The organism is Pseudomonas sp. JL2 (assembly GCF_031570495.1).
GTDB lineage: Bacteria > Pseudomonadota > Gammaproteobacteria > Pseudomonadales > Pseudomonadaceae > Aquipseudomonas > Aquipseudomonas rhizophila.
This window is the reverse complement of record NZ_JAKUDH010000002.1, coordinates 299155-312470: the sequence shown is the minus strand read 5'-3', so window position 1 is coordinate 312470 and position 13316 is coordinate 299155. Positions and strand designations below refer to the sequence as shown.

Genomic DNA, 13316 nt, shown 5'->3' with positions numbered 1-13316 from the left:
GCCAGGGCCGATCGCGGCATACTGGCGGCATTCACTGATGTCATCGAAGGAACCTGTATGCAGTTGGACCCCGCCAGTGGTTGGTGCGATGGCGTGCGGCATTGCCCATCACCCAACTTCAATGCGCGCCCCGAAGGCGAAATTTCACTGCTGGTGATCCACAACATCAGCCTGCCGCCGGCACAGTTTTCCACGGGCAAGGTGCAGGAGTTTTTCCAGAATCGTCTGGATGTCACGCAACACCCCTATTTTGCCGGTATCGCCGATCTGCGCGTGTCTGCGCATTTTCTGATCGAGCGTGACGGCGCGATTACCCAGTTTGTCTCCTGTCTGGATCGTGCCTGGCACGCGGGCGTTTCGTGTTTCGAAGGGCGGGAGACGTGTAACGATTTTTCCTTGGGCATCGAGCTGGAAGGCACCGACGATCTGCCCTTCACTGACGCGCAATATGCCGCATTGGTCTGCCTGACCCGGCAGTTGCAGGCGGCGTTCAAGGCGATCACGCCGCAGCGCATCTGCGGGCACAGCGACATCGCCCCGGGTCGCAAGACCGATCCGGGACCGGCATTCGACTGGGCGCGCTACCGCGCTGCCTTGATAGAAGGGGAAGGGCAATGAGTTTTCTGGTGCTGCTGCTGGCGATCTGGATCGAGAAATTCTCGGCGTTGCGCCATCGGGTCCAGCGTGACGGCGGTTGGCTGCGCGAACTGAACAAACTCGAGACGAACCCACGCTGGGTCAACCGGCCCTGGCTGGTGTTGGTTGTGTTGATCCTGCTGCCCGTGGCACTGCTGGCGTTGTTACTGTGGGTATTGGAGCCGGTGGCCTACGGTCTGCTGGCACTACCGGTGCATCTGTTGGTGGTGATTTACAGCCTGGGTCGAGGGGATCTGCTCGCTGACCTGGGGCCGTTTCGTGACGCCTGGCGACGGGAAGACCTGCAGGCGGCCGACCATGTGGCCAAGCGCGACCTGAATATCGAGGCCGATAGCGGCGAGCAGTTGCTGGAGCGGGTCCAGGGGCATCTGCTGTGGCAGGCCTATCAGAGTTTTTTCGCGGTGATTTTCTGGTATTTCCTGCTGGGGCCAGTCGCGGCGCTGAGCTATCGCCTGCTGGCGCTGGCCGCCGAGCACAGTCAGAACCCCGGCGTGGCCGAGCGGGCGACGCAGTTGCGCCATGCCTTCGATTGGGTGCCGGTGCGGTTGCTGACCGCGAGCTTCGCCCTGGTGGGCAACTTCGTGGCAGTCAGCCGGGTCATGCTGCATGAGTTGCTGAACTGGAACATCAGCGCAGCAGACCTGATCGGCAAGGTCGGGCTGGTGGCCGGCGAGATTCCCGACCCTGTCGCGGGCCCGGACGGCATCAACAGCTTGGATCGGCTGTGGGAGCTGTTGTTGCGTGCGGCGGTGCTCTGGTATGCCGGGTTTGCACTGTGGACAGTGCTGGCTTAGGCATACGCACGCTCTGTGGCGAGGGGATTTATCCCCGCTGGGATGCGCAGCAGCCCCATTTGATTGCGGGTTTTAAGATAGCTAGGGGCGGCTTCGCGCCCCAGCGGGGATAAATCCCCTCGCCACAAGAACCGTGCCACGGCTCGTCGTTAACCTTAAGTTACAAATCTTCCCGCCGATTTAGGCTATACAGGGACAGCGCCCAAATAGTGGCTATCTGCTGTCTCTGTGCGCCTGCCCATAAAAACAAGAAATACAACCGGGAGACTTCCTTGTGAAGAGTTTGCTCTGGCCCGCCGTCGCGCTGATGAACCGCCTGAGCTTCGGCATGAAGTTCAGCCTGATCAGCGTGTTGTTCCTGCTGCCGATGCTGGTGACCAATTTCTTTTTGGTGCGCGATTCCTATCGCGAATTCCAGGGCACGCAAGTGGAGCTGCAAAGCCTCGATCTGCTGGGCAACAGCCTGACCCTGCGGCGCGACCTGGAAACCCTGAACAATCTGGTGCAGATCAATGCCAGCCTCGGTCAGTCCGGCAAGGCCGGGGACGTGGAAGCGAAGATCGGCACCCTTGAAAAGCAGGTGCTGGCGCGGTTGCAGAGCTTGAAAGCCATGGCCGTCGATCCTGAACAGGTCAGCGCCTTCGATGCCAAGCGCGACGAAATGATTGCCGCTTTCAAGGCCCAGCAGGCCGAGCGCTCCCTGCAAAGCAAAAGCGCACTGATTGGCAAGCTGCTCAACAGCGCGCAGATGTTCAGTCAAATCATCGCCAGCCAGGCTGGCCTGAGCCGCGACAACCAGGGCGACATCCGCCAACTGAGCGAATTGATCATCAGCGTGACCCCCAACGTGACCCAAACCCTGGGTGAAGGCCGTGCGCTGGGCGCTGCGTCCCTGGGCCTGGGCTTTCTCAATTCGGCGTCGAGCACCCGGTTCGACGAGTTGCTGGGGCAAATCGAAAAGCTGCAGGGTGAATATGACCTCAAGCTTCAGGACGCCCTGGGTTCCAGCAAGGCGGCCGAGCAGGCGCTTGCCAGTCAGGCCGAAGGCAGCAAGGCAACCTTGAAGAAAGCCGGTGAACTGATCGAAGAACAGGTGGTGATGGCTGACACGCTGGATGCTCCATGGCTGCCGTTTTACGAGCAGGTCAGCAGTCTGATGGAGCAAACCTACCGACTGAACGACGTAACCCTGGGTTTTCTGGATGTTCAGTTGCAGCATCGCCTGGAGCAGAACCGCAGCCACATGGTGCTGCAAGCCGTTGCGCTGGTCGCCGTATTTCTGCTGATCTTTTACCTGTACGCCGGCTTCTACGCCTCGACCCGCACCACACTCAAACATCTCGGCGAGATGATGGACAAGGTCGCAGCGGGCGACATGACGGTCAACTTCGTGGCGCGCAGCAAGGATGAGTTGGGGGAGTTGGGTGAAGTGTTCAATGGCACGGTGGCGAAGATCCATGACCTGATCGAACAGGTCGGCCGGACCGTTGCCGAGGTCGAGCGCCAGGCCGGGCAGGTGGAGGCGGTGTCGGCCCAGAGCAACCAGGCCGTGTCCGGGCAGCGCAGCCAGATCGAACTGGTCGCCACGGCGATGAACCAGATGTCGGCCACCGCCCAGGAAGTGGCTCGTAGCGCCGCCGCGGCGGTCAGTAGCGCCCACAGCGTGAACGACGAAACCCTCAGCGGGCGCGGGCTGGTGGAGTCACAGCAGAGCAGCATCGTGCGTTTGGCCAGCGAGATCGATCAGTCGGTGCAGGTGATCAATCAATTGGCGACTGACAGCCAGGCCATCAGTCGTGTGCTGGACGTGATCAAGAGCATTGCCGAACAGACCAACCTGCTGGCGCTCAACGCCGCGATCGAAGCCGCACGAGCCGGAGAGCAGGGGCGCGGTTTCGCGGTGGTGGCTGACGAAGTGCGGACCCTGGCCAAGCGCACCCAGCAATCGACCGAAGAAATCGAAGAAATGATCACCCGCTTGCACGGCGGCGTGGGCGCTGCCGTCAAAGCCATGGGCACCAGTCATGAGATGGCCAGTGGCACGGTGGGGCAGTCGGAAAAGGTCCAGCAGGCGCTGGAAAATATCCTCGGCGCCGTCGGCATGATCGTCGACCAGAACCAGCAGATCGCTGCAGCGGTGGAGCAGCAGACGGCCGTGGCCCATGACATCGACCAGAACATCGTCGAGATCAATCGCGCCGGTGAACGCACCGCCGAAGGCGCGCACCAGACCGAAGACGCCAGCCGTGAGTTGTCCGCCCAAGTGGTGCAGCTCAAGCAGTTGATCAATGCGTTTCGGGTGTAGTTAAAGGATGGTGCTCACCACCGATCCAATGTGGGAGCGAGCCTGCTCCCACAGGGGGTCACCAATTGAACAATTGGCGGGCGTTGGCCGTGCTGGCCTCTGCCAACTGATCAGGGCTGATCGCCATGATCCCAGCCAGTGCTTCACAAATGGCCGGTAAATGTGCCGGGCTGTTGCGTTGGCCGGGAAACATCGCCGGGGCCATGTCCGGCGAATCGGTTTCCAGCACCACCGCGTCCAGCGGCAGTTTTGCCAGTACCCGATGCATGCGCAGGGCCTGAGGCCAAGTGGCGGCGCCACCAAGGCCGAGCTTGAAGCCGAGCTTGATGTACTCGCGAGCCTCCTCAAAACTGCCGGCGAAGGCGTGGATAATCCCCCCGCGCTTGAGGTCAATGCGCTTGAGGGTGGCGATCACGGCGGCGTGGCTGCGGCGCACGTGGATCAGCGCCGGCAATTGGAATTGCGCCGCCAGTTGCAGTTGCGCCTCGAACAATGCCTGCTGGCGCTCCCGGTCCAGGGTTTGGATGAAGTAGTCCAGACCGATTTCCCCCACCGCGCACAACTGCCGATGCCCCGCCAGGCGGATCAGCCATTGGCACAATTGCCCCAGATCATCGGGGCGATGCTGATCGAGATACACCGGATGCAGGCCCAGCGCGGCGTGCAGGTCCGGGTCGCTTTGCACCAGATCCCACACCCGTTGCCAGTTATCCCGATACACCCCCAGCACCACCATCTGCCGCACGCCCAAGGCGCGGCTTTCGGCCAGCAGCGCCGGGCGATCCGCATCGAAGTCGGGGAAATCCAGATGGGTGTGGGTATCGATCAGTTCCATGCTTCAATCCTGAAGAATACTCAGCCGTGATGAATGCGCTGCTTGAACGTGCGTGGGATGGCCTGCACACCGGGTTGGTAATCATCGTTTTCGATGGCGGCCAGGGCCAGCGCCAGGGCTTTGTCGGCGATCAGTTGGTGCTGCTGGGACATGGCGTTGACCGGCAGCGGCAGGAAGTCCAGCAGTTGCGTATCACCAAAGGTGCCCAACCGTAGTGGGCGCGACTTGAGCGGGAAGTCGTGCAGGGCGTCGAACACCCCTTGCAGCAGCACATAGGAGGTGGTGATCAACGCATCAGGCAGGTGCCCCAGTCGCGCGAGCAATTCGTCCATCAACTGGCGACCGCATTCACGGCTGAACGACTCGCCGTGCTCGATCAGCACCTGGCCTTCGAACCCGGCCAGGGCTTCGTTGAAACCGGCGGTGCGTTCCTGGCTGATGCTCAATTCGGGCCGGGCGCTGATCAGCGCGATCTGGCGGGGATTGGTTTCCAGCAGGCTACGGGTCAGTTGCAGGCTGGCCTGGCGGTCATCGCTGATCACCGAGCAGAAGTGCGCAGGCTCCATCACCCGGTCGATGGCGATGATCGGGATACCTTTAGCCTGTAACTGGCGATAACTGTCGTCCCCGGCAGGCAGGCAACTGGCGACGATCAGCGCATCGCAGCGCCGGGCGCGGAACAGTTGCAACAGTTGCCGTTCGCTCTCGGGCGCATCGTCGGAGCTGGCGATCAGCAATTGATAGCCCCGCGCTCGGGCACCCTGTTCCAGCAGTTTAGCGATGCGGGCGTAACTGGGGTTTTCCAGGTCCGGCAGGATGAAACCCAGCGTGCGCGTATGCCGGCTGCGCAACCCGGCAGCCTGGGGGTTGGGCGTGAAGCCATGCTCCTCGACCACGGCGCGTACGCGTTCGACGGTGGCGCTGCTGATGCGTTGCTGTTCGGCCTTGCCATTGATGACATAGCTGGCGGTGGTCACGGACACACCGGCCAACTGGGCGATATCACTGAGTTTCAACCCGGTTTTCCTTGTTTTTTCGAGTTTGCCCCGACAATGAGGGGCATCCTACCCGATTCAGGACGACGGTTACTGTCGCGACGGCGGCGACAAGTTGCACTTCAAGGATGAGAGATTATCGAGTAACGTGCCAATCTTTCTAGATTAAACGTTTCAGCAGGCGTATTTTCAAGGTTAGCAGGATTTTTTGGCCCGTCTGCCGCGATAGCGCCAAAAGCCGTCCTGTAACGCTAAGCTGATTCATTCAAAACAATACCTGGCGCCAACCCGACGCCAAAAAGGAGAAAGCATGCTCGAGCTCACTCTAGAGCAGATATCCATGGCCCAGACGGCTGTGGATAAAGACGCCGCGCTGCAATTGCTCGCTGACAAACTGGTGGCCGATGGCCTTGTAGCCGAGGGTTACCTGGCCGGCTTGCAGGCTCGCGAGGCCCAGGGCTCGACCTTTCTTGGCCAAGGTATTGCCATCCCCCACGGCACCCCGCAAACCCGCGATCTTGTGTACTCCACCGGTGTGCGTCTGTTGCAGTTCCCCGACGGTGTGGACTGGGGGGACGGTCAGATCGTTTACCTGGCGATCGGTATCGCGGCCAAGTCCGACGAACACTTGCGTCTTTTGCAACTGCTGACCCGCGCCCTCGGCGAGACCGACCTGGGCCAGGCCCTGCGCCGCGCAGGTTCGGCCGAAGCGCTGTTGAAGCTTCTGCAAGGCGCGCCACAGGAACTGGCCTTGGATGCGCAGATGATCGGCCTCGGCGTGTCGGCCGACGATTTCGAAGAGCTGGTCTGGCGCGGTGCCCGTCTGCTGCGCCAGGCCGACTGTGTGAGCAACGGCTTTGCTGGGGTGTTGCAGCAGGTCGAGGCGCTGCCATTGGGCGATGGCCTGTGGTGGCTGCACAGCGAACAGACCGTCAAGCGTCCGGGCCTGGCCTTCGTCACGCCGGACAAGCCCATCCGTTACCTCGGTCAGCCCTTGAGCGGTCTGTTCTGTCTCGCCAGCCTCGGCGAGGCTCACCAGGCTTTGCTCGAAAGGCTCTGTGCGTTGTTGATCGAAGGTCGCGGTCATGAACTGGGGCGCGCCACCAGCAGCCGCAAGGTGCTGGAAGTGTTGGGCGGCGAACTGCCCGCCGATTGGCCCAGCGCCCGCATCGGCCTGGCCAATGCCCATGGTTTGCACGCGCGTCCGGCGAAGATCCTCGCGCAACTGGCGAAAAGCTTCGAAGGCGAGATCCGCGTGCGCATCGTCGACGGCCAGGACAGCGCCGTGTCGGTCAAGAGCCTGAGCAAATTGCTGAGCCTGGGCGCTCGTCGCGGCCAGGTCCTGGAGTTCATCGCCGAACCGAGCATCGCCGCTGACGCCTTGCCGGCGCTGCTGGCCGCCATCGAAGAGGGCCTTGGCGAAGAAGTCGAGCCGCTGCCACCACCGAGTGCGCCTCAGCAAACCACCATGGCCGAGGTTGCTACCGTCGTGCTGGCGCCCGAATCCGGTAGCTTGATCCAGGCCGTTGCCGCCGCTCCGGGCATTGCCATCGGCCCGGCCCACATCCAGGTGTTGCAGGCCTTCGAGTATCCATTGCGCGGCGAATCAGCGGCGATCGAGCGTGAGCGCTTGCAAAACGCCTTGAACCAAGTGCGCCGCGACATCGAAGGTCTGGTCGAACGCGCCAAGGCCAAGGCCATCCGCGAAATCTTTATCACCCATCAGGAAATGCTCGATGACCCGGCGCTGACCGACGAAGTCGACACTCGATTGAAGCTGGGCGAGAGTGCGCAAGCGGCGTGGATGGGCGTGATCGAAGCGGCTGCCAAAGAACAGGAAGCGCTGCAGGACGCACTGCTCGCCGAACGTGCCGCCGACCTGCGGGACGTCGGTCGGCGTGTGCTGGCGCAATTGTGCGGCGTCGAAACCCCGAGCGAACCCGAGCAACCTTACATTCTGGTGATGGACGAGGTTGGCCCGTCCGACGTCGCCCGTCTGGATCCCGCCCGCGTAGCGGGGATTCTCACCGCGCGCGGCGGCGCCACCGCCCACAGCGCCATTGTCGCCCGAGCCCTGGGTATCCCGGCGCTGGTGGGGGCCGGTGCGGCGGTGCTGCTGCTGGCGCCGGGCACTTCACTGTTGTTGGACGGCCAGCGTGGTCGCCTGCACGTGGACCCCGACGCCCCCACGCTGCAACGGGCCACCGAGGAGCGCGACACCCGCGAGCAACGTCTCAAGGTCGCTGCCGAACAACGTCATCAACCGGCGCTGACCCGTGACGGTCATGCCGTGGAAGTGTTCGCCAACATCGGCGAGAGCGCCGGGGTCACCAGTGCGGTGGAGCAGGGCGCCGAAGGCATTGGCCTGTTGCGCACCGAACTGATTTTCATGGCTCATACCCAGGCTCCCGATGAAGCGACTCAGGAAGCCGAATACCGCAAGGTGCTCGATGGCCTGGCCGGGCGACCGCTGGTGGTGCGTACCCTCGATGTGGGCGGCGACAAACCGCTGCCGTACTGGCCGATCGCGAAAGAGGAAAACCCGTTTCTCGGCGTGCGAGGCATTCGCCTGACCTTGCAACGTCCGCAGGTCATGGAAGCGCAATTGCGCGCCTTGTTGCGTTCTGCCGACAACCGTCCGTTGCGGATCATGTTCCCGATGGTGGGCAGCGTCGATGAGTGGCGTCAGGCCCGGGACATGACCGAGCGCCTGCGCCTGGAGATCCCGGTGGCGGACCTGCAACTGGGGATCATGATCGAGGTGCCGTCCGCGGCACTGCTGGCGCCGGTGCTGGCCAAGGAAGTCGACTTCTTCAGTGTCGGCACCAACGACCTGACGCAATACACCCTGGCCATTGACCGCGGTCATCCAACCCTTTCGGCTCAGGCTGACGGCCTGCACCCGGCGGTGCTGCAACTGATCGACATCACCGTGCGTGCCGCCCATGCGCATGGCAAGTGGGTCGGCGTGTGCGGTGAGCTGGCGGCCGACCCTTTGGCGGTGCCGGTGCTGGTGGGCCTGGGCGTAGACGAGCTGAGTGTTTCGGCACGCAGCATTGCCGAGGTCAAGGCGCGGGTACGCGAAGTGAGCCTGGCGCAGGTAAAAATCCTCGCCCAAGAGGCCTTGGCCGTGGGCAGCGCCAATGACGTGCGCGCATTAGTGGAGGCGCTGTAATGGCCAAGATCCTTACCCTGACCCTCAACCCGGCGCTCGACCTCACGGTGGAACTGGCGCGCCTGGAACCCGGTCAGGTCAACCGCAGCGATGCCATGCACAGCCACGCCGCCGGCAAGGGCGTGAACGTGGCCCAGGTGCTGGCTGACCTCGGCCACACCGTGACTGTCAGCGGCTTTCTCGGTGAAGACAACGCCCAGGCATTCGAAACGCTGTTCGCCCAGCGCGGTTTTGTCGACGCCTTTATTCGCGTCCCAGGGGAGACCCGCAGCAACATCAAGCTGGCCGAGCAGGACGGACGCATCACCGACCTCAACGGTCCAGGCCCGGTAGTTGACGACGCCGCGCAGCAAGCGCTGCTTGAGCGACTGGAACACATCGCCCCGGGCCACGATGCCGTGGTAGTGGCGGGCAGCCTGCCCCGGGGCGTCAGCCCGCAATGGTTGCAGGCGCTGATCATTCGCTTGAAGGCACTGGGCTTGAACGTGGCCCTCGACACCAGCGGCGAAGCCTTGCGCGTCGCCCTCGCGGCGGGGCCGTGGCTGATCAAGCCAAACACCGAGGAACTGGCCGATGCGCTGGGTTGCGACGTGGTGAGCGAATTTGCCCAGGCGGAAGCGGCGCAACGATTGCACGCCCAAGGCATTGAGCATGTGGTGATTTCCCACGGTGCCGACGGCGTGAACTGGTTCAGTGTCGGTTCGGCGCTGCATGCCTCGCCGCCCAGCGTCACTGTCGCCAGTACCGTGGGGGCCGGCGATTCGCTGCTGGCCGGCATGCTGCATGGCCTGCTCAGCGCCGACACGCCGCAACAGACCCTGCGCACCGCCACGGCCATCGCCGCCATGGCCGTGACGCAGATCGGTTTTGGCATCCATGACAGCGCGTTGCTGGCGTCGCTTGAACAGGGCGTGCGCGTGCGCCCCCTGACCGAACAATAAGAGGGTTCGCAAGAATGAAATTAGCCATTGTGACGGCCTGCCCGAACGGCATGGTCACCAGTGTGTTGTGCGCCCGCCTGCTGGACGCGGCGGCCCAGCGCCAGGGTTGGAGCACCAGCGTGGAAGTCCATGACGCGGCCCATCCGGAGCGCCAATTATCGGCGGCGACCCTGGAAGCGGCCGAGTGGGTGTTGCTGGTAGCCAGCGGCCCGGTGGATATGTCGCGGTTCGTCGGCAAACGTCTGTTCCGCAGCACCCCGGCCCAGGCCCTGCAGGATGTCGATTCGGTGCTGCGTCGCGGCGCCGAAGAGGCCAAGGTTTTTGTCGAGTCGGATGTGCTGGAAGAGGCACCTGCGGTTTCGGCTGAGCGGGCTCCGCGTCTGGTCGCCATCACTGCTTGCCCAACCGGCGTGGCCCATACCTTCATGGCCGCCGAGGCGTTGCAGCAGGCAGCGAAGAAGCTCGGTTACGACTTGCAAGTGGAAACCCAGGGCTCGGTGGGCGCCCGCAATCCGTTGAGCCCCGAGGCCATCGCCGAGGCCGACGTGGTGCTGCTGGCCACCGACATCGAAGTCGCCACCGAGCGTTTTGCCGGCAAGAAGATCTATCGCTGCGGCACTGGCATCGCCTTGAAGCAGGCTGAAGCCACGCTGAACAAGGCGCTTGCCGAAGGCCGCCAGGAAAGCGCGTCGGTCGGTGCCGGCGCTGCGGCAAAATCGGAGAAGACCGGCGTCTATAAGCACCTGCTGACCGGCGTGTCGTTCATGTTGCCGATGGTGGTGGCCGGTGGTCTGTTGATCGCCTTGTCGTTCGTGTTTGGCATTACCGCGTTCAAGGAGCCCGGCACGCTGGCGGCGGCGCTGATGCAGATCGGCGGTGACACCGCGTTCAAACTGATGGTGCCGTTGCTGGCCGGCTACATCGCCTATTCCATCGCCGACCGTCCCGGCCTGGCGCCCGGCATGATCGGCGGGATGCTCGCAAGCACCTTGGGCGCGGGGTTCATCGGCGGGATCATCGCCGGTTTCCTGGCCGGTTACGCGGCCAAGGCGATCAACCGCTACGCGCGCCTGCCCCAGAGCCTGGAAGCGCTCAAGCCGATCCTGATCATCCCGTTGCTGGCGAGCCTGTTTACCGGTCTGGTGATGATCTACATCGTCGGCAAACCGGTGGCGGGCATGCTGGATGGCCTGACCCATTTCCTCGACAGCATGGGCACCACCAACGCGATTCTGTTGGGTGTTTTGCTGGGGGCGATGATGTGTGTCGACCTTGGCGGGCCGATCAACAAGGCCGCCTATGCGTTTTCCGTGGGACTGCTGGCGTCGCAAAGTTATGCACCGATGGCGGCGGCCATGGCCGCTGGCATGGTGCCGCCGATTGGCCTGGGCATCGCAACCTTTATCGCCCGTCGCAAGTTTGCCCAGACCGAACGCGAGGCCGGTAAAGCGGCGCTGGTGCTGGGGCTGTGCTTCATCTCCGAAGGGGCGATTCCGTTCGCCGCCAAGGACCCTTTGCGGGTGATCCCGGCCAGCATCGCCGGCGGCGCACTGACCGGTGCGCTGTCGATGTACTTCGGCTGCAAACTGATGGCGCCTCACGGTGGCTTGTTCGTGATGCTGATCCCCAATGCCATCAACCATGCGTTGTTGTATTTGCTGGCGATTGTGGCGGGGAGCCTGCTGACGGCGGTGTCCTATGCGCTGCTCAAGCGGCCGGAAGTGGTGGAGATGGCGTTGGAGCCGGCCAAGGCCTGATCACTTAAGTTTGAACAATGAAAATTCCCTGTGGGAGCGAGCCTGCTCGCGATAGCGGTGTATCAGTCGACAATGGGTTGCCTGATACTCTGCAATCGCGAGCAGGCTCGCTCCCACAGTGGTTTTGGGGTGTTCACAAGATCCCTGTCACGCCTGATTAACACTGCCATGCTTAAGTTTCCCCATTTGGGGGAAACACCATGAGCGAATTTGACCTGGGCCGTCGCCGTGTGATGCAAGCCGTGGGTGCGGGGTTGTTGTTGCCGGGGCTGGCGCCGGCGGTGATTGCCTCAGTCAAGGATCGCCCGGTGCTCACCGATGGCGTGCAGTCTGGCGATTTGCAGGGCGACCGGGCGATGATCTGGAGCCGCTGCGACCGCCCGGCCCGGATGGTGGTGGAATGGGACACCCGCAGCCAGTTGCCCAACCCGCGGCGTTTCGTCTCGCCACTGGTCGACAGCCGCAGCGATTTTACCGCTCGGGTCGAGCTCACCGGGCTGCCGCCTGACCAGGCGATTTTCTACCGCGTGCATTTTGAAGACGCCCAGACCGGCGTCGCCAGTGAGCCCTGGCTCGGTCACCTGCGCAGCGTCCCGCAGTTCAAGCGCAACATCCGGTTTGTCTGGAGCGGCGACACCGTCGGCCAGGGCTTTGGGATCAACCCGGACATTGGCGGCATGCGCATCTACGAAGCCATGCGTTTGCGCCTGCCGGATTTTTTTATCCACAGCGGCGACACCATCTACGCCGACGGTCCGGTGCCGGCGCAGATCACCACCGAAGGCGGGCGCATCTGGCGCAACCTCACCACTGAAGCCAAGAGCAAGGTCGCCGAGACCCTGGACGAGTATCGTGGCAACTACCGCTACAACCTGATGGACGAGAACGTGCGCCGCTTCAACGCCGAAGTGCCGCAGATCTGGCAATGGGACGATCATGAGGTGGTCAACAACTGGTCGCCGGGCAAGCAACTGGATGAACGCTACCAGACCAAGGATATCCACAGTCTTGTGGGCCGTGCGCGGCAGGCCTGGCTGGAATACGCCCCCATGCGCTTGCAGAAGGCCGACGGCGGCGGGCGGATCTACCGCAAGCTCGCTTACGGGCCGATGCTGGATGTGTTCGTGCTGGACATGCGCAGCTACCGCGAAGCCAACGACGCCAACCTCGGCGGGGCCAAACCCTTTCTCGGTCGCGAGCAGTTGGACTGGCTCAAGGGCGAACTGAAGCAGTCCCGTGCCCAGTGGAAAGTCATTGCTGCCGACATGCCCATCGGCCTGGGTGTGCCCGACGGCGAAGTCAGCCCCGGCGTGTCGCGCTGGGAAGCGGTCGCCAACGGTGATCCGGGGCCGGCCCAGGGCCGTGAACTGGAGATCGCCGAGTTGCTCGGCTACCTACGCAAGCATCAGGTGCGCAACTACGTCTGGCTCACCGCTGACGTGCACTATTGCGCCGCCCACCATTACCACCCGGAACAGGCCGCGTTCCAGGATTTCGAACCCTTCTGGGAGTTTGTCGCCGGGCCGTTGAATGCCGGCAGCTTCGGGCCTAATCCTCTGGACAAGACGTTCGGTCCCGAAGTGGTGTTCCAGAAAGCGCCCCCGGCGCAGAACACGTCGCCGTTTGCCGGATACCAGTTCTTTGGCGAGGTGAACATCGATGGGTCGAGCGGGGAGATGAGCGTGGTGTTGCGGGATCTGGAGGGCGTGGCAGTGTTCGAGAAGAAGTTGCAGCCGGTCTGAGTTTCAAGTACGCCACCAATCAATGTGGGAGCGAGCCTGCTCGCGATGCGCTGTGTCAGTCGACAAGAGTGCCGTCTGATACTCCGCTATCGCGAGCAGGCTCGCTCCCACAGAG

At 63.0% G+C, this 13316-nt stretch carries 9 protein-coding genes and 1 pseudogene; 8 read left to right on the top strand and 2 right to left on the bottom strand.

The features are described 5' to 3' along the window. Positions 1-57 precede the first annotated feature (57 nt). From ampD to MKS85_RS28890, 4 genes and pseudogenes are all read left to right on the top strand, one after another. A complete protein-coding gene (gene ampD, locus MKS85_RS05425; RefSeq protein ID WP_188250994.1) occupies positions 58-618 on the top strand; it encodes a 1,6-anhydro-N-acetylmuramyl-L-alanine amidase AmpD in 561 nt (186 codons plus the stop codon). Beyond that, positions 615-1451 (top strand): regulatory signaling modulator protein AmpE, encoded by an 837-nt coding sequence (gene ampE / locus MKS85_RS05420; protein WP_188250993.1) that lies wholly within the window; start codon positions 615-617, stop codon positions 1449-1451. The genes ampD and ampE overlap by 4 nt, the downstream gene beginning before the upstream one ends. A gap of 307 nt (positions 1452-1758) precedes the next feature. Further along, positions 1759-2850 (top strand): annotated as a pseudogene (locus tag MKS85_RS28895) (methyl-accepting chemotaxis protein); the annotation flags it as partial. Continuing rightward, positions 2827-3756 carry a methyl-accepting chemotaxis protein gene (locus tag MKS85_RS28890; RefSeq protein WP_370695208.1) on the top strand — a complete coding sequence of 310 codons (930 nt, stop codon included), beginning with the start codon at positions 2827-2829 and terminating at the stop codon, positions 3754-3756. The pseudogene MKS85_RS28895 and the gene MKS85_RS28890, both read left to right, overlap by 24 nt. A gap of 58 nt (positions 3757-3814) precedes the next feature. Here MKS85_RS28890 and MKS85_RS05410 read toward each other — a convergent pair whose 3' ends face one another. Continuing rightward, the gene (locus MKS85_RS05410) at positions 3815-4591 is read right to left on the bottom strand and encodes a TatD family hydrolase (protein ID WP_188250992.1); all 777 of its coding nucleotides are present in this window, start codon (positions 4589-4591) and stop codon (positions 3815-3817) included. Between the two features lie 20 nt (positions 4592-4611). Then, positions 4612-5607 (bottom strand): catabolite repressor/activator, encoded by a 996-nt coding sequence (gene cra, locus MKS85_RS05405; protein ID WP_188250991.1) that lies wholly within the window; start codon positions 5605-5607, stop codon positions 4612-4614. Between the two features lie 289 nt (positions 5608-5896). Here cra and ptsP point away from each other — a divergent pair, with 289 nt between their 5' ends. The 4 genes from ptsP to MKS85_RS05385 all read left to right on the top strand — a co-directional run bounded on the left by ptsP (position 5897) and on the right by MKS85_RS05385 (position 13201). Further along, positions 5897-8761, top strand: a complete 2865-nt coding sequence (gene ptsP, locus MKS85_RS05400) for a phosphoenolpyruvate--protein phosphotransferase (RefSeq protein ID WP_188250990.1) — start codon at positions 5897-5899, stop codon at positions 8759-8761. Continuing rightward, on the top strand, positions 8761-9702 hold the full coding sequence (gene pfkB, locus MKS85_RS05395; protein WP_188250989.1) for a 1-phosphofructokinase: 942 nt from the start codon (positions 8761-8763) through the stop codon (positions 9700-9702). The genes ptsP and pfkB overlap by 1 nt, the downstream gene beginning before the upstream one ends. Before the next feature lie 14 nt (positions 9703-9716). Next, positions 9717-11459, top strand: a complete 1743-nt coding sequence (locus tag MKS85_RS05390) for a PTS fructose-like transporter subunit IIB (RefSeq protein ID WP_188250988.1) — start codon at positions 9717-9719, stop codon at positions 11457-11459. Between the two features lie 200 nt (positions 11460-11659). Further along, positions 11660-13201: an alkaline phosphatase gene (locus tag MKS85_RS05385; RefSeq protein WP_139049125.1), complete on the top strand. Its 1542-nt coding sequence runs from the start codon at positions 11660-11662 to the stop codon at positions 13199-13201. The last annotated feature ends 115 nt before the right edge of the window (positions 13202-13316 follow it).

What these genes read in the sequence shown, in the direction of transcription:
- MKS85_RS05385 (WP_139049125.1), top strand. Translation starts at nt 11,660, where the DNA reads ATGAGCGAATTTGACCTGGGCCGTCGCCGTGTGATGCAAGCCGTGGGT.
- ptsP (WP_188250990.1), top strand. Translation starts at nt 5,897, where the DNA reads ATGCTCGAGCTCACTCTAGAGCAGATATCCATGGCCCAGACGGCTGTG.
- MKS85_RS28890 (WP_370695208.1), top strand. Translation starts at nt 2,827, where the DNA reads ATGACGGTCAACTTCGTGGCGCGCAGCAAGGATGAGTTGGGGGAGTTG.
- ampE (WP_188250993.1), top strand. Translation starts at nt 615, where the DNA reads ATGAGTTTTCTGGTGCTGCTGCTGGCGATCTGGATCGAGAAATTCTCG.
- ampD (WP_188250994.1), top strand. Translation starts at nt 58, where the DNA reads ATGCAGTTGGACCCCGCCAGTGGTTGGTGCGATGGCGTGCGGCATTGC.
- MKS85_RS05390 (WP_188250988.1), top strand. Translation starts at nt 9,717, where the DNA reads ATGAAATTAGCCATTGTGACGGCCTGCCCGAACGGCATGGTCACCAGT.
- MKS85_RS05410 (WP_188250992.1), bottom strand. Translation starts at nt 4,591, where the DNA reads ATGGAACTGATCGATACCCACACCCATCTGGATTTCCCCGACTTCGAT.
- pfkB (WP_188250989.1), top strand. Translation starts at nt 8,761, where the DNA reads ATGGCCAAGATCCTTACCCTGACCCTCAACCCGGCGCTCGACCTCACG.